Source organism: Mobiluncus mulieris (genome assembly GCF_014204735.1).
GTDB lineage: Bacteria > Actinomycetota > Actinomycetes > Actinomycetales > Actinomycetaceae > Mobiluncus > Mobiluncus mulieris.
Window position 1 is genome coordinate 1,874,557 of the sequence record NZ_JACHMA010000001.1, and the last position, 24,264, is coordinate 1,898,820.

Consider the following 24,264-nt stretch of genomic DNA (forward strand, 5'->3'; position numbering starts at 1 on the left):
CCCTCTCAAACTAGCACCTCATGAACCCGCCGATTCCTGGCGATAGTGACGTTCCGCCGCACCCACATAAACCTGGCGCGGTCGGGTAATTCGCGTCGACGGGTCGGTAATCATCTCGCGGTATTGCGCAATCCAACCCGGCAACCGCCCAATCGCGAACAGGGGCGTGAACATCTTCATGCGGAAGCCCATCGCGCGGTATATCAGGCCGGTATAGAAATCCACGTTTGGATAGAGATGCCGGGACACAAAGTAGTCGTCACTCAGGGCAACCTCCTCTAGCTCGAGGGCCAGATCAAGCAGCCGATCGGCTTTACCCAGGCGCGACAGGACATCATGAGCGGATTCCTTGACTATGGCCGCGCGCGGATCATAGGACTTATAGACACGATGCCCGAAGCCCATCAGTTTCACGCCCTCTGCCTTGGTCTTGACTTTTTCCACAAACTCGGCCACCGTCATGTCGGTGTCCTCCATCTGCATCAACATGCGCAACACGGCCTCGTTCGCGCCCCCGTGCAACGGCCCGGACAGCGCACCGATAGCCGAGGCCACCGAGGCATAGAGATTCGCGCGCGACGACCCCACGAAACGCGCGGTGGAAGTCGAACAGTTTTGTTCATGGTCGGCGTGCAGGATAAACAGGGTGTCCAGCGCGTGAATCAACACCGGGTCAATGTCGTAGGACTGGTAGGGCAACCCGAAGGTCATGCGGATGAAATCTTCGGTCAATTCCCGCGAAGAATCGGGGTAAAGCGTGGGCAGGCCTTCGGCGCGTTTCGCGATCATCGCCACCATGGTGGGTACTTTCCCCAACAGTTGGAAGGTCGCGGCCTCGAGTTGTTCGGGATCAAGGGGATTGAGGGTGTCTTCGTAATACGTTGCCAAGCCCGCCACCCCGGCTTGTAGCACGGACATGGGGTGCCCTTTCGAGGGGAAGGCTCCGAAAAAGGCTAGGAAATCCTCGGGCAAAAGTCGGTTGTGTTTAACCCGGTGGGTGAAAAGGTCTAGGGTCGCCCGGTCGGGCAATTCCCCGTAAATCAACAGATAGGCGACCTCTACGAAGCTTGATTCGCGGGCGAGTTCCTCGATGGGATAGCCTCGGTAGCGCAGAATCCCGTTCGCGCCGTCAATGTAGGTGATGCTGGATTCACAATTGGCCGTGTTGCCGAAGCCGTAGTCCAGGGCGACATCGCCAGTGGTGGCTAAAAGTTTATTGATTTCCAGGCCGTTGCAGCCCAGCGTGGCGGGATGCAACGGGGTGTCGAGCCTGGTGGAGCCGGCTTGGATATAGTATTCGTCGGCGGATTCGTCGCCCATCAGAACCTCCTTTGGGTGTTACAATGTATAGATTGTTACAATATATAATATTTTAGGTTCTATAAGTTTAGCAAGTCGAAACGGGGTTGTCCCTTTACCTGGATTTTGCATCGAGCTTAGGGTTGGGGGCAGGGTTGCGTTTACACCGATTCATGAGGTGCCAGCCCGGATGCCCAGCGTTATTGATTCATCGGAGGCAGCGCAGCAATCATCGGGTCGTCCTTGTCAACCGGACCGTAGGAGCTCGCCCCGCCAGGAGTGCCAATGTCGTCGAAAAAATCCCGATTGGCACGCAGATAATCTTCCCATTCTGCGGGCAGGTCGTCTTCATAGAAAATTGCTTCCGTGGGACAGACCGCTTCGCACGCCCCGCAATCCACGCACTCCAGCGGATTGATATACAAGGTTCGTGCGCCTTCATAAATGCAGTCAACCGGGCATTCGTCCACACACGCCCGGTCTTTCACGTCCACACAGGGTTGGGCAATCACATAGGTCATACGATAAGTCTATGTCACAATAGGCTAAGGGTTTAATCCACGGCTTTCGGATTGGTCGAAGGCTTTGCGCCGGGGGCACCGCGCGACGTGGACTTGGCTTTCGCGTCCTTACCGTCCTTGTCATCCTTCGCGCACACAATCTGGTCGTCGGGCTGATAGGTATGCGTATAAGTCTTGGAATCATACTCCTTGCCATCCAACAGACGCACCCGCGTATTGGAAATCGTGAAACCGGATTGCCCCGAGCTACTGGGCACGCACCCCGACCAAGTGTTGACTTTCTTGCCGGGGGCACGCACCCCGCTGCGTTCGCTCTGGGTGGATTTCACCTCAAAATACTTGGTACCCCACATCTGCACATGCAGCCGCTCGGCTCCCACCCAGCCGCGCAACAGCACCGGCTTCGGATTGGGGTTGCGCCATCGCAAATCCAGCGAGCCCTCCCACAAGGTGCATTCGCGTCCTGCCGGGTAACGGGAAAACCACACGGAGTGTGGGTGAAATTCAATTAAATCCATACCCGCGAACCACGCCGCATTCAGCGTGGTGGCGCACAATTGTGACAATCCTCCGCCCACCGCCGTGGTGTGCACCCCGTTGTTAATAACCCCCGAGTCTGACCAGCCGTTTTCGGCGGTTATGGGGCCGAGCACCTTTTCCAGCGAGAATTCTTCACCCGGGCGCACCATCACTCCCGTGATTTTCGCCGCCCCTTGCCGCAGATTCCCGGTTCGCTTGGCCACGGCGGTGACCGGGGTGTCGAATTCACCAATGACTTCTTTGATACCGGCCTGGGTGGCATCCTCGGTAGTGAACTTCGGGGCTATTGGCTGTAAATCCACGCTGACCTCGCGGTTTTCCGGCGAGATCGCGCCGGCTTGGATTTTGGACGCGACTTCGGCCGCCTCCAGTTTCGTGCCGTTGATGCTGGGAACAACCTGGGGCGCGCCGTTGACAAATTCAAAGCGGGCATCGACGGGATTGGTTTCCAACCCGGACACGCGACTCATGACATAGTCACGCAACTTTGCGCCGTCCAAGGTGACCGCGAGTTTTTTGCCCCCCAGTTTCCACGAGGCGACCCGGCACAGTTCCCCGGTGGGTATCTCGAGGGTTTTACCGCCAACGTTGGCTTTAACGGGTCTACTCATCAGGGTTTTCGCGGGGCCAGCGGCGGCCTGGTCGAGTTGCGCGATGGTACTTTTCGGGGCGATGGTGGTGCCCGACAGGCTCAGTGGCTCGCCGCGCCACCACTTGGCCGCGATGCTGGCGCTGGCTGCAGCCAGGTTCAAGTCGTATCCCGGCTGGGGTTTCACGGGGTGCAGTTTCGCGTCGACGCACTGGAAGGTGGCTTCACGAGGTGCCATCCGCAGCAGCGGCGCCACCTTAGCGACGGCCTGGTCGAGTAACCGCTGGTCGACCTGCGTTTTCAAGGTTTGTTCCCCTACCCCGGTCAAACGAGACATGATTGTCAGCGGGTTCAAGGTAAAACGCGTCAGCTGGTTTATCGAAGCAGCGAAATCCGGGGTGAGTCCCGCCGCCACCGGGTCAAGCGGCGCGGTTTTTTCGCCCAGTTTTACCTTCAGTGGCGCTTTGAGCTTGGGTCCCAGTTCCGTTTCCAATTTCTTTATGGCCTGGTCAGTGGACATTCCCCCCACTGCGACTCCCGCAAAACTGGCTCCCTTTGGAACCGCACCGGACAGGGCGATACCCGTCCCGACATAGACTAAAACGACCAGTCCGATTATCAGCCCCAAGGTAGCGGGGAACCGACCGGTGCGTTTCTTGTCCTGGGCAAAACCGGCGAAGACTTCGGTGGCGTTCGTGTCACGGGGTATCGGTTTTCGGGGTGCCGATTTCCGGGGCTCCGGTTTCCGGGGTGCCGACTTCCCGGGCTCCAGTTTCCGGAGTGTCGGTTTCCGGGGCGCTTTGGTCATTGAACCCTCCTTTAACCCCTGATTTTATCATGGACACATAAGCGCTTTGCTACGATATCACCCCAGACAAACCCCCAGGTCACAGACTTATCTCGTTATCAAGTATTCTCAATAAGGGGCTTATGTGTCCATGACCGCAAAAACCGGGGTCACTGGCGTTTACTCTTATACCGGGCCTCGGCATTCAGGATAACCTTGCGGATACGAATTGCCTCCGGTGTGACCTCGACGCACTCGTCATTGGACGCAAACTCCAGGCTCTCCTCCAGGGTCAAAACCCTGGGCGGAGTCAAGCCTTCGAAAGCCTCGGCGGTAGAAGAACGCATATTAGTCTGCTGTTTTTCCTTGGTAATATTGACAATCATGTCCTCGCCACGCGGGTTCTCGCCCACGACCTGACCCTCGTAAACGGGGGAAGCTGGCTGGACAATAAATGCCCCGCGCTCCTGTAACTTAATCATCGCATAGGGACTCGCCTTACCAGCCCGGTCGGCAACCAGCGACCCAGTAGCACGCGACTCGATATCCCCCTGCCACGGTGCGAATCCCGCCGCCACCGATGCCGAAATTCCCGTCCCGCGTGTCTCGGTCAAGAAACGCGACCGGAACCCAATCAGCCCGCGTGCCGGTACAGAAAACTCCAGGCGCACCCACCCGGAACCGTGATTCGTCACGGTTTTCAGCTGTCCCTTGCGCGCCGCCAGCAACTGTGTCACCGTCCCTAGATATTCCTCGGGTACGTCCACTGTCAAAGCCTCCATCGGCTCCAGCAGTTTCCCGTCGACCGTCTTTGTCACCACCTGGGGTTTCCCAGCGGTCAGTTCGTAGCCTTCGCGGCGCATCTGTTCCACCAGAATCGCCAGCGCCAACTCGCCGCGCCCTTGTACTTCCCAGGCATCAGGCCGACCGATGTCTTTAACGCGCAGCGACACATTGCCAACCAACTCGCGCATCAAACGATCTTTAACCTGGCGGGCGGTAACCTTAGCCCCCTTGACCTGCCCCGCAAAAGGCGAAGTATTAATCCCAATCGTCATCGCAATCGCCGGCTCGTCCACCGTAATCAGCGGCAACGGATGCGGGTCGTCCAAATCCACCAGGGATTCACCAATCGTAATATCGTCAATCCCGGCCACCGCCACAATGTCGCCGGCCGAGGCGGATTCAGTCGGCACCCGGTCGAGTCCATGAGTCGCCAAAAGTTGCGTAATCTTCACGGCCTCTACCATTCCGTCCGACCGCGCCCAGCCCACCGTTTGGCCTTGGCGCAAACTCCCGTTGTGAATCCGCAGCAACGCCAGACGCCCCAAGAAAGGCGAGGCATCCAGGTTCGTCACATGCGCCTGTAACGGGGCACCGGGGATATAGGTAGGACCGGGAATGTGCTTTAAAATCGCCTCGAACAGGCATTCCAGGTCGCCGTCTGGCACATTCCCGTCCCCCGGGTTCTTCAAGGATGCGCACCCCGCCTTCGCCGAAGCATAGATAATCGGCAAGTCCAGCAGCTGGTCGACATCCAGTTTGGGTCGCCCGGTGGTCGCGTTAGTTCCGATGCTCGCGTTGCTTTCGGCTTCACGAGGTGCCATCGGGGATTCACCCGCCCCCGCTGCCTCCGGCTGGCCATCCATCAGCACTTCCTCGCTGGCTTCCAAATCAGACGCCAAAGTCAGCAAAAGGTCAGTGGTTTCGGATATCACCTCATGAATCCGGGCATCCGGGCGGTCAACCTTGTTGACGACCAAAACAACCGGCAGCGCCGCCGCCAGCGCTTTACGCAACACGAAGCGGGTCTGGGGCAAGGGGCCTTCCGAGGCGTCCACCAACAGCACCACCCCGTCAACCATGGACAGGCCGCGTTCAACCTCGCCGCCAAAATCGGCGTGACCAGGCGTGTCGATGACGTTGATGGTTACCCCGTCCTTCAGACCGTGGGCTTGGGCAGCCGGCCCGAAATATTTCACGGCCGTGTTCTTCGCCAGGATAGTGATGCCTTTTTCGCGCTCCAAATCCCCCGAGTCCATAACCCGCTCCGGGGTGTCAGCGCGCAGCCCCTCGGCCTTAGCCTGGCGCAACATCGCGTCCACCAGCGTGGTTTTGCCGTGATCCACATGTGCGACAATGGCGACGTTACGAAGGTCTTCTCTCTGTTTAGTTTGTGGGGTTTGTGCGGTCTGTGCCATAAGCGTTCTTTACTGTTTCCCTTGAATCGTTGTTTTTAACCTTCAGTATTTTAGCGCATTTGCGTTGTTGTGGTTCATGAGGCGCTAGGGGTGCTGTGGCGCTAGCGCCTCGACAGCTACGCGGTTTCATCCCCGAGCGTCAAGCGCCACAGCGCCCGCGCGACCCATCAAGCAACTGGGGCGAACTAATCTTTAGTGATACGCCAGTATTGCGGAATTCCTTGCCAGTCAAGGTGAAGCCCCGCGACCTTCGTCGACCATCCGACGGCGGTTTTCTCGAACCACAGCGGAATTACCGGCAAATCACGCAACAAGATAGTCTCGGCATCGTGGTAAATATGCGAAGCCTGGTATTCGGAAACTGCAGCGCGAGCCTTGCCCAGCATATCCTCGAACCCGGGATTGTGATACCCCGAATCATTACCGATTCCAGCGGCGGAAAACAGCGGCCACAGATACGCGTTCATACCCGGATATTTTGGCTCCCAGGAATCCGCGTAAACCAGATACGGGGTGAGCAGCGCGCCCGGCGGCGTGTTCAAAGAACCCGGCTGCCCCGGTTGACCCGGCTGGCCGCCTTGATTCGTTTTGTCTTGCCCAGAGCCCGCAGCGCTACCGGGGTTCTTCCCGCCGGATTTACCCGGCTGAACCGGCTGACTTGGCTGGCTCGGCTGGCCGAACCCGGGGCTAATCCCCTCTGTCGCGGCCTTGCGTAAAGCGGCGCGGTCGGGGAAACTCACCACTCGGACGCTCACCCCCAGTGCCGTACGAATCTGGCTGGCCGCCCGCTCCACCCATTCGCTAGATTCGTTGTCCACCCGCGCCAAAATCAGTTCCCCTTCCCACGGCGACAGGGCATTGGCCTGCGCCCAGGCGGCTTTCGCCCGCGCCAAGTCAAAACGCAGCGCCTCGTTATCCGAACGGGTTTTGTCGTATCCCAAAACCACCGGGGACACAAAGTCAGTGGCGGGAATCACCATCAAAGAAAAATACTTCCGCGCTATTTCTGCTCGGTTCAGACTCAGTGAAATTGCCTGACGACGCCACCGTCCCTCGTCGGTAGTGGGCGAAAACCGCGCGACGCGCGGCAACACCAGGAAACTGGTTACCGACGAGACATGCTCTTTGGTTCGCGCCCCCAACTGGTCACGATAGGTTTTCAACGCCGCCACCGGCAGCGCATCATCCACATCCAGCTCGTCGGTCTGTAAATCCCGGTACGAAGCGTCACGGTCGCGATAAAATTTAAAAGAAATCCCCTCGTTTTTCGCCAAACGCGGCCCCAAATACCGCTCGTTTGGCACCAGGTTCAGCTGTACCCCGCGTTCCCACGCGCCTTCCCGCGACAGCATATACGGCCCGTAACCATAAGGGTTCTCGGTGAAACTTGCCGAAATTTTGCCATTTTGGTCAAAGGCCGCATACGGCAGCGGCGCGAACACGGGGGTGGCGACCCGGCTGATAAAATCACAGGTCGACCGCTCTAAGTGAACCTTAAAATGCGTGTCGCTCATCACCTCTATCCCCTCCAGCTCCGGAGTTAAGGCCGGGACGCTCCCCCCCTCGGGATTAGTCGCCGCCCCGGGATTCGCCATCGTCCCGGATGGCACCTCATGACCCCGCGCAGTATCCGCATAACCCCGCACAGCCTTCAGCAACGTCGCTTCGCGGCGGGTGTCGGCGTTGCGCACAATATCGGACCAAGTGCGCGCGAAGTTCCCGGCCTTCACCAGCGTCCCATCAGAAAAATACAGGTCGGGACGGATTTCAATATCATAGATAGTACAGGTTTCATTCGGGATTATCGCGGTGGCGATATCATTTTTGACCTGGCCGCGTTCGTCGAGGAAGGCCAGGCCGGAAAATATCAGACGCGTGATTTTCGAGGTCGCCTTGTCCACGGCGGTCGAGGGCAGCAACCGGGTGTTCGGTTCGGTGGCGGCGACGGTCACGTAGTTCGTCAGCGGCTTGGCGCCCGGCGGCAGCCCGGGCAGGTTCGCGCCCGGGTGACTGCCGGGAAGGTCACTGTTGGCGCCGTTAGTGGCGTTAGTGGCATTGGTGGCGTTAGTGCCGGGTTCATGAGGTGCCATCGCGCATCCGGCAAGGCCAAGCACTCCCAGCATCCCTAAGACCAAGGTTTTAACCATTACTTGTTTGGATTTGCGCCACACGTGGTTGATTCTATCAACCACGGATTGTGTCCGGAGCCATCCCGGGTTCACACCCGGGATGGCTCACTCTTGGCGATTCGCCCAGCATCCCGGCTGGCACCTCATGAACCCGGCGTCCATCCCACCGGCCACCCGCGCGACCCCGCACCACGTCACCCGAAAACATCCGCAGCGGCGCGGGCATCTTTCGGCGTGATATGGCCATAAACATTTATCGTGGTTTGGATATCCTTATGGCCGACCCGCTTCTGGATTACCGGCAGGGGGATGCCAGCCTGGATAAGCCGGGAAACATGCGAGTGGCGCAAATCGTGGATTCGCGGCCGGGGATCCATGTTCTCGACGGCTTGTTTCCAGGCACAGTTACGAAAAGTCTTGTTACGCAAGGGACGATCAGGACGAGTTTTAGGGTGAAACAGGAACGGCGCGTCCTCGACCAACAGCGGTTTCAACAAGGCAATAACAGATTTAGAAACCAAAACTGTTCGCGTGGAAGTGTCTGTTTTCGGGGCGCCAAGGTAAAAGTCACTGCTTTTCTCCCCTTGTTTCCAGGCTTTAGAGACGGTAATAGTGCGGGTTTTCACATTCACATCGGCGGGGGTCAAAGCGGTGGCTTCCCCGAATCGCAAACCGGTGGCGTATAGGAACCGAACCAGAACCCCGTAATAGCCACAATTATCGGCGATTTTTTCGACTTGTTGCGGCGTGAGGAACACCGGCTGGGTGGGGATCGCGTCGTTGGGGATGCGGATGCCGCGCGCGGGGTTACTTTCCAGATTCCCGATTTCTATCTGGTAGTTAAACAGGGTAGAGAGGAAAGCCACAATCCTCTTTATTGTTCGAGGTTTCAGCGAGGTTCCGTATCGGCTGGGCTTGGCTCGAAGCCAGGTGACATAGTTTTCTATACTTTCCCGGGTGAGGGCACGAATGGGGGTTTGCGGCGGGATTTTGGGGAAAATGTAGCTGGCAGCCATGTTTCGGTAGCGGGCGATGGTGCCAGGGGTCGCATACGAGGCCGCATGCTCCAAATAGGATTGGTGGATACCGCCGAGAGTGAGGGTATCCGTATCGTCAGGGTTTTCCCGTGAATCTAGGATGTTGCGGGCGGCGGTGCCGCCGAATTGCTTCACTAAATCCCGGAAATAGGTAGCAGTTTCTATGTTACGAAAAGTTTCACTGGCGTTGGTTTTGCCGTCTCGGAATCGAACCCGGTAGACGACACGACCGTCTTTATGCCTGATTTCTGTTATTCCCTGCACGCCAGATATTGTAACATCGTCCTTGTTGGGGTCTGGGCGGTTTTCTTAGCCTTAGACTGGGGTTTTCTTGGTTTTCTTGGTTTTCTTGGTTTTGGGGCGGGGTTCAAGACTATTTTTCTGATTTTATGATTTTAGGCCGGAGTTTGCGGCGATTTTCCTAAAACTAGGCCAGGCCATGCGCCACCCTCCCCAACCTCAAGCCAGTCCATGCGCCCCCCTCAGCCTCAGGCCAGGCTACACCCCCCATTAGTCTCACAAGTTTTGTGCCTGGTTGGGGTTGGCGGCAAAACCAGATGAATTCGGGACACCAAAAAGCAGATTCACCACGCTACCAGAAAAACTGGACATTGTAGCCTATTTAACTCTTGATTGGGACGTTTTGCCCGATTTAATAACCTCAAGACATTAATTCTTGCCATCAGGGCAGAAAATGCCGCCAAACTTCGGTACTGTCGTAATTGATGCACCGGTAATAGTCTAAATTTCCCTCCATACCTTGAGTATTAGTGTGCCGAAAACACGAATTAGATTTCTAGGATTGGCATAAGTTACGCGCTACATTCAAAAGGCTCCAAATGATACGTTATTATGAAAGTTGAATTCCACTAGCGATTAATACGTTTGAAATGTGGTAAATTTTGCGCCAGAATTGCACTTTTTTGCGTAGCATTTGGGTTTCTACCTAGGTGTTAGTGGGATTGGCGAAATCCCTGGAGAAGCTTTCCTCGGGTTTCCGGATTAACCGGGCGGCTGATGACGCGGCTGGTTTGGCTATTTCTGAGGGTTTGCGTTCCCAGGTTGGTGGTAACCGTCAGGCTGTGCGTAACGCCCAGGATGGTATCTCGGTTATCCAGACCGCTGAAGGCGCCCTAAACGAAGTCCACAGTATTTTGCAGCGTATGCGCGCACTCGCCGTCCAGGGTGCTAACGATTCGAATGATTCGAAGTCTCGTAATAACATCAAGGCTGAGTTGACTCAGCTTCGTGACGAGTTGGAGCGTATTGGTAAGGTTACTAACTTCAATGGTACTAAACTGTTGGATGGTAGTGCTTCTGGTTCCAATGCTATGAAGTTCCAGGTTGGTGCTAACGGTAACGTGGATAACCGTATCGTGGTTGACTTCAAGGCTGCTGATGTCACCAAGGTTTCCCGGTTTGGTGGCGAGGGCTATGTCAGCAACGTTTTGGAGGCTACCAGCGACGCGCTTGCAAAAGGCACTGGTGCAGATGTCAACAAGTATGCTTTCAATATTGAGGGTAAGACTTTTGAGGTTGCTCTCGGTAAGGATGATAAGCTTTCGGATAAGCTGGCGGCGGCTGTAAAGAATGCTGGGGCTGATATTGTTGTTACTACTGGTGACGAGAAGAACGCGTTTGAATCCAAGGATGTAACGTTTGAAGCCACTGCTGCTCTGGCAGGTAAGACGTTTACTCTGCAGATTGGCGATAACACTGTCAAATACACTGATACTAACGGCGAAAAGGGTGCCACGGTTACTAGTGTTGTTGATGGTTTGCAGGCAGAGCTTGAGAAAAAAGGCCTTACGAAAGAATACCGGATTAGCACGGATGGTAAGAAGATTAAGGTTGAGGCCTTGAAGGAGAATGCTCCTCAGGTTGCCGTGAAACTCACCACCGATTATACCGATGCGAACAAGATTAAGGTCGACAACGTCGATGCTAAGGGTACGCTTATCGATACTAAGATTGGTAAGCCTACTGGTAATGGTCTCAAGTTCAAGGTTGATGATGCGGCTGGCACCATTAAGATTACGCGTATGGATGGCAAGGCTATCGATGTGGACTTGGATCACTGCATCACCAAGCTCGGCACGACCGCCGGTACTGGCGACACGAATGTAAAATTGACGGTCAACAAGAAGGTTGATAACGCGGTTGATAGCAACTGGAAGAAAGAAACTATTGATGATCTGGATGTCGAAAGCCATGATCAGGCTCAGAAGCTAATCAACATTCTGGATGACAAGATTAACTCTGTGTCTACGGCTCGTTCTAATCTGGGTGCTATTCAGAACCGGTTCGAGCACACGATTACGAACTTGAATGTGGCGGTGGAGAATCTGGCTGCGTCTGAGTCTCGTATTCGTGACACGGATATGGCTCAAGAGATGATGCAGTTCACCAGGAACCAGATTCTGTCCCAGGCCGGTACCTCGATGTTGGCTCAGGCCAACCAGGTTCCCCAGGGCGTCCTCTCCTTGCTGCGCTAGTCTCGAACGTGTAACGTTTCCTGGTTTCCAACCAGGACATAATCGAATACGTAAGGAATCCCCCGCACGCGCGGGGGATTCCCCGCGTTTTAGCATCCCGGGACTGGACCCCCAACAGCCACGGCAATGGTCAAGCCCGCCACCCCGGCTAGCACCTCGTGAACCCGCCCCCACTGCCGCACTGCGAACTTGAATCCAGGGAAGCCTTTCGCGCGTCGTTGGCGCTATATAATTTTGATGTGGCGGTTTTTGTGGAGGCTCATGCTTTGAAGCATGGACTAGATGAGGCAGAGATTGAATATGCTTGGAATCATCTGGTCGCCACGAAGTTACGGTTCGATGGTTCGATGCCGCCCCGATGGATTGGCTTGGGCTCTCTACCGGATGGAAGAATGGTGCAGATGGTGGCCTCGGAAAGCGGATTTGGCGACTGGTATGTTTTCCATGCGATGACCCCACCAACTAAAACATTTTTGAGGGAACTTGGTATTGATGCAAGGAAGAGAAAGTGATTATCATGGCGGATTTTGTGGCGGTAAACGGTCAGGTAATGACCGATGAGATGATGGAGCGTTTGGAGTCGTATTACGCGCGAGGAGAATTTCCCCCGGGGGAATATTCGGTGGGTGAGGTGATTGACGGGTCACCGCCTTCGATGAGGTCTGGCGGTGTTACGATTCCTGTCCAGATACCTCTAGAGACTCAACGCGTTATAGCAAGTCGGGCTAAAGAGGAAAACACCACCCCCGGTGAACTGGTTGGTGCCGTGCTCACAAGAGTTTTCACCGCGCCCTGATGGTTTTATACCATCCAAAAAACCAAGAGATTAGCGTACTTTTCGCATGTTGACCGTGAAAGTAGGTGCATCGTTTAAGGATTAAGAACGCCCCGTTACCGCTGCATGGTAAGGCTGTCCGCCACTGTAAACTAAGCCAGACATCCCGGCTGGCACCTCGTGAACCCGCTCACGCGCGCCCCGCGAAGGGCATGCCGATCTCTTGGTTTCGTTGAATGGCTGGGATAAAATCGATGTGTGAGCGAAGTTTTGAGTGTGGAGCTGTCGGCCGAGGATAAGGCACGTCTGGAATGGGCCAGCGAAAAAACTCAACGATCCGAGGCTGATTTGCTGCGCGAGGCCGCCCAAGAATACCTCGATGACCTGGAGGACTACTACCTGGGCGTGGAAGCGCTGCAGACCTTGGAAGCAATCCGTACCGGCAAGGAAGACACGATTTCTTTGGAGCAACTGGAACAGGATTTAGGGTTTTACAACACGCCAGTAGACCCGGCTATATCCAGGCAGATTCAATGACACGAAAAGTCATCTTGTCCCGTGCCGTTGACAGGTGGTTGCGTAAAGCAGACGCGCGCGTGGCGCGCAACATCAGGGATGCGATACGGTGGATAGCCGCAGCGGAAAACCCGCGAGTTAAAGGTAAAGCCCTGACAGGGAACCTCGCGGGGCTTTGGCGTTACCGGGTGGGTGACTACCGGATTGTATGCCGGCTAGATGATGCGGAACTGATGGTGCTGGTGTTGAGGGTTGAGCACCGCTCGAACGTGTATCGTGCGAGCCGGAACCAAGATTCCAGTTGATTCTTGTAAGCCTGCCCTGGTCTAGTGGACTCGCATTAGCGGCTGGCAAGACTGGGGTTTACAGAAGGATGCCAACACGCCGACATGTCGATACGTCTACCCGTCGCTAGCGGATAACACTGTTTCTGGGGGCGGGTTCATGAGGTGCCAGCCGGGGTGGCGGGCGTGGCCATTGCCGTGGCTGTCGGGGGGTCACCAGTCCCGGGAAAAGCTAAAACCCTGTGACTTGCACAAACCGAAAACTCACCAGATGGCGTGTTTTCGTTTTTGGCTTAGTGCAGAATGGTTTTAGCAGTCGGGCGGCAGATTGCGGCCACGACAACTGTTAGGCCACGCAGGGGTTCATGGAAGCATACGTGCCCTGGTGACTCACCGGGCTGCGCGTGGGCGGGCTCATGAGGTGCCAGCCGGGGTGGCGGGCTTGGCCATTGTCGTGGCTGTCGGGGGTCACCAGTCCCGGGAAAAGCTAAAACCCTGTGACTTGCACAAACCGAAAACTCACCAGATGAAAAGTGCCCGTTTTTTTTGGGGGTAAAACGCGGGGAACCCCGCCAGAGGCGGGGTTCCCACACGTATTAAGTTTTGGCCTTGGCTTCCGTGGGCGTTTTTGGGTAACACCAGGTTTCCGTGGGTTTCATGGGGTAACACCAGGGTTATTCTGGGCGGTTACCCGGCTTACACGGCCAGGGAAACCACGCACCCGGTACAACCTCGGGAACTAGGCTTCCAAGGAAGATTACACAACCAGGGAAACCACGGTATCCAGGTTAGCCCGATTGTGACTAGCGCAGCAGGGAGAGGACGCCCTGGGGAACCTGGTTAGCCTGAGCCAACATCGAGGTACCAGCCTGGGACAGAATCTGGTTCCTGGTGAACTGCATCATCTCTTGAGCCATATCCGTATCACGGATACGAGACTCAGACGCAGCCAGATTCTCCACCGCCACATTCAAGTTCGTAATCGTGTGCTCGAACCGGTTCTGAATAGCACCAATATTAGAACGAGCAGTAGACACGGAACCAATCTTCGCGTCGAGCAAGGTAATCAGCTCTTGCGCTTTAGCATGACTCATCACTGTAAGGACACTAGCATCACCTGCAGGTGCCAGGTATTCATCTTGTTTCAGCTTCTTCCCACCCTTATCGTAGGCATCAAATGAGACGATAGCGTCACTTGCCGTAGCAGCAGCAGCCGTTTTCACAGCCTTGGAGAATGCGTGATCCAAATCAAGATTGATGGCTTCACCATCGGCACGCGCAATGGTAATTTTCTTGTCATCGCCAACCGTAAACTTGAAGTCACCCTTAGTATTCAAGCCAATAGTATCGTCCATAAAAGTTCCCACGGCTGCACCACCGCCAGCCAGAGCTTCGGTTTCAAACTTAACCGTTACCTGGGTGTTCTTAGCATCACCCAATGCCTCAACTGTGAACCCTTTAGCTTTATCATAGGTGACATGATACTTGTCCTTTAGCTCGGGTTTTGTCGCAATCAAAGCATCCAGTTTCTGAGCGACCACTTCCTTGGTGGCGTGATTTTCTTCCGTTGTGTAGTCTATGGAAACACCATCTATGGTGAGTTTCCATTTCTTAGCCTTTACGGCATCTTCCTTAACATCGACCGCTGCGTCAGCGGTGGCCTTTACCTCACCACCATCAACATAACCGGATACGCCAGCAGCTTTGAGAGCCGCCGCAAGCTTGTTCCGGAGTTCTTTTGCGTCTTTAGGAGCAGCCGCCGTGAAATCCAGTTCAACCTTCTTGCCTTCAAAGTCGAGAACATACTTATCCTGGCCAATAGCTTCACCGGTAGTGGCCGAGTAAACATTACTAGACTTACCGGTTGGTTTACTGAATTTAGCTATAGCGGTCACGTCGCAGTCTTTCAGGTCAACTGTGATACGGTTGTCGTCATCGCCGTTAGCACCTACCTGGAATCTCAGAGCCTTGGTACCGGAGGCGGAACCATTCAAGAGGCTAGTTCCGTTGAAGTTAGTAACTTTACCAATACGGTCAAGTTCTTGTTGTAGCTGGTTGAGCTCAGTATTGATATTTTTACGTGCCGCATCAGAGTTCGAGTCGTTTGCACCCTGTACCGCTAGCACGCGCATACGCTGCAGAATACTGTGAACCTCGTTCAAAGCGCCCTCAGCAGTCTGCACCAAAGAAATCCCGTCTTGGGCGTTACGCACGGCCTGGCGGTTACCACCAACCTGGGAACGCAAGCCCTCGGAAATAGCCAGGCCAGCCGCGTCATCAGCCGCGCGGTTGATACGGAAACCCGAGGAAAGCTTCTCCAGGGATTTCGCCAATCCCACTAACACCCCCTGACCAGGCATTTTACACATCCCGGTTGGGTGGAATAGTAGGCGCAGCATCCCCAGAATCGACACCCACCCGCTACCACTACCCGGCAAGACCGCCATTACAAACAAAGCCAGACACCCCGGCTGGCACCTCGTGAACCCGCCCCCGCTGCCGCACTGCGAACTTGAACACATACCACCCCATTTTACAGCTTTTCTGCTGTACAATGGTGGGGTGGCGCAACTAGGGCAATTGACTATCACCGAAGCGGCAGACCTCTACCATGTCAAGCCAGCTACTTGGCGTGCCTATGTGGCTCGTGGGCAAATGCCAAAGCCCACCAACTCCGATGGCACCTGGGACATAGTGCAACTGATTACCCGGCGTGACGCGCCTCTGCCTCCAGAACTGAAAACCGCCGCTTTATGCCAGGCATACCGCATCAACGCCGCCGGTGCCGCCTGGCAAACCCGTACCCAGCCCCACCTTGTCCAAGATGGGCTGGCATGCGAGCAAGCCGCAATCTTTGCCGATAGCATCACGCCCAGTGGTATGACCCGAGAAACTTTCACCACCGCCCGGAAAATCCTCTACCTGCGCAAAGACTATCGACACGAAGTCCGTCGAATACCGCCAGTGATAGATACTCTTACCAGGAAAGAACTGTACCTAGTGATAGCGAATCGGGCTGGTAGTGCTCACCCTACGGCGTTATACGCCGAACTGGGAAAAATGCTTATTGCGCGGGGTATGGAAGAAGTCACCCCGCCTTGGCGGCCAACCCCAGATTTCTACAGTGAAAACCCCCGAAAATTCCTGCGTCTGCTGGAACACAGTCAAATTCTGCACACTTTCGACCTAAGTATACAAGCGAAAGCAGCCTGATGAGTGATTACAAAGCCCTACCGCCTGACCAGCTAAAATTCGCCCACTACGACACCGGACACTGGCCAGCATCCAGCGTTGACAGGGCGGTGTACAGGTATGCGGCCGCCAGACCCAACCACATTTTCGCTACCGCCCACCTTGAAGGCAACACCTTTACCCTGCCCGAGGTTCGTTCCCTGCTTGAAAATGAAATCCCGCCTGGACACCGGGAAGAAGAAATCCAACAAATCATAGACTTAGACGATGCCTCAACCAGACTCATAGACAGGGTATCCACCGGCACGTTCCGCCTTGACCTGGAAGAATCAAACGCCTACAACCTCTTGCTTTCCCAACACGTAGTGATAGTCCCCGGTGTTCCCAGATACTTATCTAAAGTCAACCAAGACGGGCGCGGAGCCGTAGTCACGCTCGGGAACGGCGACCATTATATCGGATACACGAAAGACGAAATGCGCCAAGCAATAAAATGGATGCTGCCCCGCATCACTTCTATAGACGACCCCGTGGAACGCGCAATCAACTACGCGGCTTTCATGTCCTATGCCCAGGTGTACATGGACGGGAACAAACGTACCGCCAGATACATGATGGACGGCGTACTGATGAGTCACGGCTATGATTGCGTGTTGATTCGTGCCTCGGACAAGGATGCCTATAACGAGGCCTTGCGGGGAATGTTCCGCAGTGGGAACCTGGCGTGTTATGCGGATTTTTTGTATGCGGTGTGCGACCGGGCATATCGCAAAAACAGCGATAACGGCGAAGACTTGGATGCCAGTGACTGACTTCAACACCACCACTACCCGCGAACCGCCCGCGCCACGGGGCAAGCGCCTCGTGAACCCGCCCCCACTAACGCACTACGAACTTGAGCCGGGGTTACCCTCATGTGGGCTATACTTTATATATACAGGAGGTGGTTTTGCTATGGTGGTGACACGTTTAGCCCGGTGGGGTAACAGTCAAGCAGTGCGTCTGCCGAAGTCAGTGCTGGAACAGTTTGGGGTGGCATTGGGTGATGAACTTGAGGTTCGGATTCAAAATGGGGCGATAAGCCTACAACCGCTGCACACCCGGACGGTGACAATCCCGGATTTCGAGGCGCTTTTTGCCGGCTACCAAGGTTTACCCCCCTGTGAAGACGGGTTTGCGGATGCTCGCGGACGTGAGGCTCTGTGATGTTTCACTACGGTGATGTAGTCTGGTTGGATTTTGACCCGTCTAGTGGCCATGAGCAGTGCAAACGCCGCCCGGCGGTGGTTGTCAGTAATGACAGTTACAACCGGTATAACAACCTGGTGATGGTGGTGCCGATTACCAGTAGACGCGAGTATCCCCTGCACGTAAACGTGGGCAGGATCGAAACTGAGGACGGGAATCTGATCCAGGGTTGGGCTGAAATCGAACAGTTGAAATCCTTGGATTTGGAGTACCGTCATGCCACCAAAGCCGGACAACTCGGGGACGAAGCCTTGGAGCGTATCACGAATCTAGTCCTGGGTTGTTTGATGGAACCCACTATGCGTATCGAACGACTCGCCTAACCCGGGTACACAATCGCGACCGTTAACCGTGAATGTGCAGCCGCGAACATCTAGCCGTGAAAATCGTGGAAGAATTGCCCGTATTTGCGCGGTTCACAAATCCCGGCGGCCAGCAGCGTGTTAGCGTCCAGAATCGGGTTGATTTTTGTTTCCAGCCACTCCGCCGTCTCGCGCCAGAGCCCCGCCCGGGTGGCAACATCACTCATGGCTGCGAAAACCTTGTAAACCGAATGATTAGTAAACTTGCGGTCACGCTTGATACGCCGCTCGGTTTTCGCCAGCAAACCGGGAACATCCAAAACCGAGTGATTCCACAGCCGGGAACAATGCGCAATACGATTACGCAGGTAGACAAAGGAACGCACTTGACTGGGCAACCTGGCAGGCGAAGTATTCATCGAATCCGCCATCGCCACCAAAACCCCGGATTCCTTGGAGGCCTCAATCATACGAGTCAGAGTACCCAGGGGGAGTACTTCTACTGCCACCCAGATAGGCATTTGGCTATAGGCCTCGGCATCGTAGGGCGCGTGGGCATTCTCGCTACGGTAGTGCGCTATAGATTTTTCTTTGCTGCGATTGAGGTTATACAGGATATAGTCCTCAATCCGCTTGTCCTTTAGATTGGGCGCGGGCGTGAAACCCTTCCCAACCACAAAGCAACCCTGTTCCCCAACAAGTTTGCCGTAATAGTGAGCGAAACGGGTTCGCAACAAGACTTCTAAGGGATGCAGAATGTCATCGCAGACTATGGCCAGCTCCTGTTCCGCTTCGTACAGGTTGCGAACCGTGTCGAAGCCGGTTCCGGCGCGGAAAGAATTATCGCCGCGAAGAGGGTCTGTCTGCCAGTAGCGGAAATACCCCGAAAACCGGTAGTATCCCACTTTGGACAGGAAATTGACGGCCTGGTTGATATCCGCGATTTCCATGCCCCGAGAGGCCAGCAGCTCGACTTGTTGAGTGTAGTCGAGCCAGGGTTTCGCCATCAGTTTCCCTCAGTTTGAAAAAACAGGCCCCGGCCATTTGTGCATTGTCCTTACGAACTAGAGGCCGACCGGGGATCTACCTCTTTTATTTTACCCGCCTTGCCTGTTTTAAGCAACACGCCTGGATTCAAGTTCGCAGTGCGGCAGTGGGGACGGGTTCACGAGGTGCCTGCCGGGGTGTCTGGTTTTGTTTGTAATGGTGGTCTTGCCGGGTAGTGGTAGCGGGTGGGTGTCGATTCTGGGGATGCTGCGCCTGCTAGTTCACCCAACCGGGATGTGTAAAATGCCTGGTCAGGGGGTGTTAGTGGGATTGGCGAAATCCCTGGAGAAGCTTTCCTCGGGTTTCCGGATTAACCGGGCGGCTGATGACGCGGCTGGCCTGGCTATTTCCGAGGGTCTGCGTACCCAGGTTGGCGGTAACCGCCAGGCCGTGCGTAACGCCCAGGACGGGATTTCTTTGGTTCAAACCGCTGAGGGTGCTTTGAACGAGGTTCACAGTATTTTGCAGCGTATGCGCGTGCTCGCCGTACAGGGTGCCACTGACTCCAACAGCCCTGAGGCTCGTAACAATATTGATACCGAGCTAAACCAGCTGCGCGATGAATTGGAGCGTATCGGTAACGTCACTAACTTCAACGGCACCCAGCTGTTGGACGGTTCCGCTTCCGGGCCGGGTGCTCTAAAGTTCCAGGTCGGAGCCAACGGGGATCAAAACAACCGCATCACCGTAGACTTGAAGGACGCGGACGTGACCAAGATTTCGCAGTTCAGGCAGGAACAAGAGGTCAGCAACGCTCGTGCCGCTCAAACAGCAGAGCTTGGCCAGAAGAAGTACCTTCTCAATATTGAAGGCAAAACCATAACAATTGACTTGAGTGCGAAGGCGAATCCTACAGACGCAGATGTTACAGATGCCTTGCAGAAGGGATTGCAGGAAGCCAACTTCGAAGGCTATATCAGGGGCGGTTCTGCTGAAACAGCAGAATTTGATATGAAAGACGTGGATGATGCCACTAAAGCATCCGCAGGTACTTATACTCTGACTATTAACAACAAGGAATACAAGTACGATGCGGCCGCTGGGAAAACAGGTGCCGATCTTCATTCTATTGTCGAGGGTTTGAATGAAGATTTAAAGAGAAAAGGTGCTGATTACAAGCTTGTAGAAAATGGGAAGAAAATAAAGCTCGTGGCTGGCGAGTCCGTAAAGAATACCCAGGTTGACTTTGCGCTGACCACTACCGCGACAGGTGATGCGAAAGCCGCTGCGGAAGCGATGAAGGGTAAAGTCGGGTTCGCATCCGGTAAGGGCTTCGAGTTCGCTGTTGATGGTAAGAAGATTACGTTTGCGCGTGCTGATGGTAAGAATATGGATGTGGATTTGGCACATTCTCTGACTGAGCTTGGCGCTACCCCAGGTACTGATGATAAGCACCTTGATCTCAATGCTTTCTCGGAGTACAAGGATGGGGTAGCTAGCGTTGACGCGAACGGAACGAAACTGACTACCAAGTCTCAGGTGAATTCCCTTACTGTGAAGGATCACGATACTGCTCAGAATCTGATTCGTGTTCTTGATCAGAAGATTCAGTCTGTGTCTACGGCTCGTTCTAATCTGGGTGCGGTGCAGAACCGGTTCGAGCACACGATTACGAACTTGAATGTGGCGGTGGAGAATCTGGCTGCGTCTGAGTCTCGTGTTCGTGACACGGATATGGCTCAAGAGATGATGCAGTTCACCAGGAACCAGATTCTGTCCCAGGCCGGTACCTCGATGTTGGCTCAGGCTAACCAGGTTCCCCAGGGCGTGCTCTCCCTCCTGCGCTAGTCTAGGTAGCATAGCGTTTTCTGGTTTCCAACCAGGACATAATCGAATACGTAAGGAATCCCCCGCACGCGCGGGGGATTCCCCACGTTTTAGCATCCCGCGACTGGTGACCCCCAACAGCCACGGCAATGGCCACGCCCGCCACCCCGACTGTCGCCTCGTGAACCCGAAACAAAACCGCAACCCGGTGAGTCACCAGGGCACGTATGCTTCCATGAACCCCTGCGTGGCCTAACAGTCGTCGTGGCCGCAATCTGCCGCCCGACTGCTAAAACCATTCTGCACTAAGCCAAAAACGAAAACACGCCATCTGGTGGGTTTTCGGTTTATTAAGTTTTCGGTTTGTGCAAGTCACAGGGTTTTAGCTTTTCCCGGGACTGGTGACCCCCGACAGCCACGGCAATGGCCAAGCCCGCCACTGCAGCTGGCACCTCGTGAACCCGCCCCCACTTTCACGGTAAAGCAACCTGGAGTATGCCGCGCTCGATATATGTGAGGTATGCCGGGGGATTGATTTCCAGGCTTCAAAATTGATATTCTGAATGTGGACGCACTTCGGTGCTCCACTTCCGAAGCCCGCAGTTATGCGGGCTTTCGTGTTCTCACTGGAAAGGGTAGCATGTACGTCGGCTATTTTGACGAATTTGGCCACAACGGCGCATACGTCGCACGCTATGACGATTCCTATAAGACCCATCCCGTGTTTGGCCTCGGCGGTTTCGTAATTCCGGCAGAAAACGTTCGGAAGCTTTCCGGAGCGTTCCGTGCTATAAAGGAAAACGGGCTACGTGAGGAAATCAGCGCCAAAGTTACATCGCAGGGCAAACGTGTGGAGAGATGGGAGAAAAAAGGTTCCGCGTTGCTTACCACCAGAAATATTGAAAACTACCCTGAAACCCGGAAAATAATCTTCCGGGTTATCAATAAGCTAAAACAGCTCGGTGCCCAGGTGGTGTTTTACGGGCAGGAGAAACTTCGTGGCACGCCCGGTCAAGTGAAAGAGACTAATGCTCATCGTTACGACCATGCAATGAGACAGCTGATTCAACGGGTGAATTGGAGTCTGCCAGATGGCGAGAATCTGTTGCTTGTGTTAGACAAGCAAGGCGAGCGCGAACGCCTAGAGATTTTTGCTAGTGCGGCGGCTTTCATGTTTAGCAGTGAAAACGCCACAAAGCTCATTGAGCCTCCGATGGAAGTGGAAAGCCATTTTTATCAAACAGTACAGTGCGCAGACTGGATTTGCGCAGTTTTGGGAAGAATCGCGGCCTACAAGTATGACCCTGACTTCGCCGAGTACAAGTGGGCGGTGAAATATTTCGGTGACCGCCTGGCGCAGGTCACAAGCGCGAAGTCAAAGATACGTTCCAGCACCGGTGGCGCAAGAGATATTTTCCCGGAATACTTAGGAAACTACGCTACCTGTTATTCTGCAAGCGACTAGCCTTCAACGCGTTTTACGCTTACTGGGCGTGAAAGTAGGGGCGGGTTCATGAGGTGCTGGCCGGGGTGGCGGGCGTGGCGGGTTGCGGCGTGGTTTCGGGGTTCACGAGGTGTTGGCCGAGGTGGCGGGCTTGGCCATTGCCGTGGCTGTTGGGGGTCACCAGTCCCGGGAAAAGCTAAAACCCTGTGACTTGCACAAACCGAAAACTCACCAGATAAAAAGTGCCCGTTTTTTTGGGGATAAAACGCGGGGAACCCCGCCAGAGGCGGGGTTCCCACGAGTATTGAATTTTCGGCTTGGTTTCCGTGGGTTTCATGGGGTAACACCAGGGTTATTCTGGGCGGTTACCCGGCTTACGCAGCCAGGGAAACCACGCTAACCAGGCTATTGTTAGCCCGATTACTAGCGCAGCAAGGAGAGGACGCCCTGGGGAACCTGGTTAGCCTGAGCCAGCATAGAAGTACCGGCCTGGGACAGAATCTGGTTCCTGGTGAACTGCATCATCTCCTGAGCCATATCCGTATCACGAATACGAGACTCAGACGCAGCCAGATTCTCCACCGCCACATTCAAGTTCGTAATCGTGTGCTCGAACCGGTTCTGAATAGCACCCAGGTTAGCGCGAGCCGTAGACACCGAATTAATCTTGTCATCCAACACGTTAATCAGATTCTGAGCAGAATCATGATCCTCCACGGTCAAGTAGTTAACATCCTTTGACACGTAGTTTCCGCCATTAGCATCAGCCTTCACTATAGTAGCAAAAGGGACATCTGTGCCTGGTTTACCAGGATCCGCGTTGGCTTTAGAGAGGGAGTGCTCGAGATCAATGTCAAGGTTCTTACCATCAACGCGTTCAATCTTTAGCTTCCCACCGTCAGCACTAAACTTGATACCATTGCCAGCAGGGGCACCAATCTTCCCTTCGAGGAGATTCTTGTTAGCAGCAGCACCAACCTTCACGGTCTCTTTATCTACAGTGAGGCTAACTTTCGCCTGAGGCGAGTTTTCATCAAGAGTCTTAACTGTGACCTTACCCTTGTTAGCACCGGTCTTTTCAATCCCAATTTGGTACTTTGTATCCAGTCCTTTTTCCTTGAGCTGTGCTTGTAGCATGTCAATCGCTTCTTCAACAGTGCCGCTGTCATCTGTTACTTTATAGCTGACACTGTTATCGCCAATCTTCAAAGTAAATGTAGTGTCCTTCAAAGAAGTGTTAGCATCTACGTTAGCGAGTGCTTCAGAAGTCACGGAAGGCACAGGCTTACCGATGTAGCCGTTAAACCCGGAATCTTTAATGGCCTTCTCAACAGCAGAGGTAACTTCCGCTTCTGTTGCCTTTGCAGCCTTAGCGCCCGATAAATCTATGTCGAGCACTTTGCCTTCAATATGCAGCTTATACTTTCCTTTGTCTAGCTGTGCAGTTTCCCCGCTCTTTACGTTACTGATTTCAGCTTTACCACCGAACTGCGCAATTTTCGTCACATCAGCATCTTTAAGATCAACGACGATACGGTCATTGTTTGTCCCGTTAGCACCTACCTGGAAACGCATCGCACTAGAACCAGAAGCAGAACCATCCAACAGTTTAGTACCATTAAAGTTGGTGACGTTACCGATACGATCCAACTCAGAACGCAGCTGCTTCAACTCAGCATTAATATTACCGCGAGACTTCGAGTCGTTCGAATCGTTAGCACCCTGGACGGCGAGCACGCGCATACGCTGCAAAATACTGTGGACTTCGTTCAACGCGCCTTCAGCGGTCTGGATAACCGAGATGCCATCCTGGGCGTTACGCACGGCTTGGCGGTTACCGCCAACCTGGGAACGCAAGCCCTCGGAAATAGCCAGGCCAGCCGCGTCATCAGCCGCGCGGTTAATCCGGAAACCCGAGGAAAGCTTCTCCAGGGATTTCGCCAATCCCCCTAACACCCCCTGACCAGGCATTTTACACATCCCGGTTGGGTGAATTAGCGGGCGCAGCATCCCCAGAATCGAAACCCACGCTACCACTACCCGGCAAGACCACCATTACAAACAAAGCCAGACACCCCGGCTGGCACCTCG

General features: G+C 54.7%; 21 protein-coding genes and 1 pseudogene. 12 read left to right on the forward strand and 10 right to left on the reverse strand.

Going from position 1 to position 24,264, the window contains the following annotated elements; all coding sequences use genetic code 11:
* Window positions 1–18 precede the first annotated feature (18 nt).
* The 3 genes from F4555_RS08345 to F4555_RS08355 form a co-directional block, all read right to left on the reverse strand.
* Window positions 19–1,320, reverse strand: a complete 1,302-nt coding sequence (locus F4555_RS08345; protein WP_004011561.1) for a citrate synthase — start codon at window positions 1,318–1,320, stop codon at window positions 19–21.
* A 179-nt stretch (window positions 1,321–1,499) separates the two neighbouring features.
* Window positions 1,500–1,820, reverse strand: a complete 321-nt coding sequence (gene fdxA, locus F4555_RS08350) for a ferredoxin (RefSeq protein WP_004011560.1) — start codon at window positions 1,818–1,820, stop codon at window positions 1,500–1,502.
* 32 nt (window positions 1,821–1,852) lie between these two features.
* On the reverse strand, window positions 1,853–3,721 hold the full coding sequence (locus F4555_RS08355) for a VanW family protein (protein WP_438361453.1): 1,869 nt from the start codon (window positions 3,719–3,721) through the stop codon (window positions 1,853–1,855).
* On the opposite strand from F4555_RS08355, the pseudogene F4555_RS11630 reads away from it, so the two are divergent.
* Window positions 3,702–3,779: pseudogene (locus F4555_RS11630) on the forward strand (hypothetical protein); the annotation flags it as partial. The gene F4555_RS08355 and the pseudogene F4555_RS11630 sit on opposite strands and share 20 nt — an antisense overlap.
* A 127-nt stretch (window positions 3,780–3,906) precedes the next feature.
* Here F4555_RS11630 and typA read toward each other — a convergent pair.
* The 3 genes from typA to F4555_RS08370 form a co-directional block, all read right to left on the reverse strand.
* The gene (gene typA / locus F4555_RS08360; RefSeq protein ID WP_004015316.1) at window positions 3,907–5,937 is read right to left on the reverse strand and encodes a translational GTPase TypA; all 2,031 of its coding nucleotides are present in this window, start codon (window positions 5,935–5,937) and stop codon (window positions 3,907–3,909) included.
* A 185-nt stretch (window positions 5,938–6,122) separates the two neighbouring features.
* Window positions 6,123–8,084, reverse strand: a complete 1,962-nt coding sequence (locus F4555_RS08365; protein ID WP_115326112.1) for an ABC transporter substrate-binding protein — start codon at window positions 8,082–8,084, stop codon at window positions 6,123–6,125.
* Between the two features lie 176 nt (window positions 8,085–8,260).
* Entirely contained in the window at window positions 8,261–9,367 is a 1,107-nt protein-coding gene (locus F4555_RS08370) for a tyrosine-type recombinase/integrase (RefSeq protein ID WP_004015319.1), read from the reverse strand.
* Between the two features lie 686 nt (window positions 9,368–10,053).
* On the opposite strand from F4555_RS08370, the gene F4555_RS08375 reads away from it, so the two are divergent.
* The 5 genes from F4555_RS08375 to F4555_RS08395 all read left to right on the forward strand — a co-directional run bounded on the left by F4555_RS08375 (window position 10,054) and on the right by F4555_RS08395 (window position 13,194).
* Window positions 10,054–11,598, forward strand: coding sequence for a flagellin N-terminal helical domain-containing protein (locus tag F4555_RS08375; RefSeq protein WP_115325811.1), 1,545 nt, complete (start codon window positions 10,054–10,056; stop codon window positions 11,596–11,598).
* 239 nt (window positions 11,599–11,837) lie between these two features.
* The gene (locus tag F4555_RS08380) at window positions 11,838–12,110 is read left to right on the forward strand and encodes a hypothetical protein (RefSeq protein ID WP_248613805.1); all 273 of its coding nucleotides are present in this window, start codon (window positions 11,838–11,840) and stop codon (window positions 12,108–12,110) included.
* A 5-nt stretch (window positions 12,111–12,115) separates the two neighbouring features.
* A complete protein-coding gene (locus F4555_RS08385; protein ID WP_211582021.1) occupies window positions 12,116–12,394 on the forward strand; it encodes a hypothetical protein in 279 nt (92 codons plus the stop codon).
* Window positions 12,395–12,631: 237 nt separating this feature from the next.
* A complete protein-coding gene (relB, locus tag F4555_RS08390) occupies window positions 12,632–12,910 on the forward strand; it encodes a type II toxin-antitoxin system RelB family antitoxin (protein WP_115325810.1) in 279 nt (92 codons plus the stop codon).
* Window positions 12,907–13,194, forward strand: coding sequence for a type II toxin-antitoxin system RelE family toxin (locus F4555_RS08395; protein WP_115325809.1), 288 nt, complete (start codon window positions 12,907–12,909; stop codon window positions 13,192–13,194). Before relB ends, F4555_RS08395 begins: the two co-directional genes overlap by 4 nt.
* A gap of 782 nt (window positions 13,195–13,976) precedes the next feature.
* On the opposite strand, the gene F4555_RS08400 is transcribed toward F4555_RS08395, so the two are convergent.
* A complete protein-coding gene (locus F4555_RS08400; RefSeq protein ID WP_311768824.1) occupies window positions 13,977–15,695 on the reverse strand; it encodes a flagellin N-terminal helical domain-containing protein in 1,719 nt (572 codons plus the stop codon).
* 40 nt (window positions 15,696–15,735) lie between these two features.
* On the opposite strand from F4555_RS08400, the gene F4555_RS08405 reads away from it, so the two are divergent.
* The 4 genes from F4555_RS08405 (at window position 15,736) to F4555_RS08420 (ending at window position 17,936) form a co-directional block, all read left to right on the forward strand.
* Window positions 15,736–16,386 (forward strand): hypothetical protein, encoded by a 651-nt coding sequence (locus tag F4555_RS08405; protein ID WP_039885809.1) that lies wholly within the window; start codon window positions 15,736–15,738, stop codon window positions 16,384–16,386.
* Window positions 16,386–17,177, forward strand: coding sequence for a Fic family protein (locus tag F4555_RS08410; RefSeq protein WP_211587879.1), 792 nt, complete (start codon window positions 16,386–16,388; stop codon window positions 17,175–17,177). The genes F4555_RS08405 and F4555_RS08410 overlap by 1 nt, the downstream gene beginning before the upstream one ends.
* A gap of 142 nt (window positions 17,178–17,319) precedes the next feature.
* A complete protein-coding gene (locus F4555_RS08415; RefSeq protein WP_211579635.1) occupies window positions 17,320–17,571 on the forward strand; it encodes an AbrB/MazE/SpoVT family DNA-binding domain-containing protein in 252 nt (83 codons plus the stop codon).
* Window positions 17,571–17,936 carry a type II toxin-antitoxin system PemK/MazF family toxin gene (locus F4555_RS08420; protein WP_211579634.1) on the forward strand — a complete coding sequence of 122 codons (366 nt, stop codon included), beginning with the start codon at window positions 17,571–17,573 and terminating at the stop codon, window positions 17,934–17,936. The genes F4555_RS08415 and F4555_RS08420 overlap by 1 nt, the downstream gene beginning before the upstream one ends.
* A gap of 50 nt (window positions 17,937–17,986) precedes the next feature.
* Here the strand turns inward: F4555_RS08420 and F4555_RS08425 are convergent, their stop codons facing one another.
* Window positions 17,987–18,922 carry an Abi family protein gene (locus F4555_RS08425; RefSeq protein ID WP_115325807.1) on the reverse strand — a complete coding sequence of 312 codons (936 nt, stop codon included), beginning with the start codon at window positions 18,920–18,922 and terminating at the stop codon, window positions 17,987–17,989.
* Between the two features lie 196 nt (window positions 18,923–19,118).
* Here F4555_RS08425 and F4555_RS08430 point away from each other — a divergent pair, with 196 nt between their 5' ends.
* Window positions 19,119–20,750 (forward strand): flagellin N-terminal helical domain-containing protein, encoded by a 1,632-nt coding sequence (locus F4555_RS08430; RefSeq protein WP_115325806.1) that lies wholly within the window; start codon window positions 19,119–19,121, stop codon window positions 20,748–20,750.
* 1 nt (window position 20,751) lies between these two features.
* Here F4555_RS08430 and F4555_RS08435 read toward each other — a convergent pair whose 3' ends face one another.
* The gene (locus F4555_RS08435) at window positions 20,752–20,946 is read right to left on the reverse strand and encodes a hypothetical protein (protein WP_115325805.1); all 195 of its coding nucleotides are present in this window, start codon (window positions 20,944–20,946) and stop codon (window positions 20,752–20,754) included.
* Window positions 20,947–21,369: 423 nt separating this feature from the next.
* Here F4555_RS08435 and F4555_RS08440 point away from each other — a divergent pair, with 423 nt between their 5' ends.
* On the forward strand, window positions 21,370–22,194 hold the full coding sequence (locus tag F4555_RS08440) for a DUF3800 domain-containing protein (RefSeq protein ID WP_115325804.1): 825 nt from the start codon (window positions 21,370–21,372) through the stop codon (window positions 22,192–22,194).
* A 402-nt stretch (window positions 22,195–22,596) separates the two neighbouring features.
* Here F4555_RS08440 and F4555_RS11455 read toward each other — a convergent pair whose 3' ends face one another.
* Window positions 22,597–24,210, reverse strand: a complete 1,614-nt coding sequence (locus tag F4555_RS11455) for a flagellin N-terminal helical domain-containing protein (RefSeq protein ID WP_311768825.1) — start codon at window positions 24,208–24,210, stop codon at window positions 22,597–22,599.
* Window positions 24,211–24,264 lie beyond the last annotated feature (54 nt).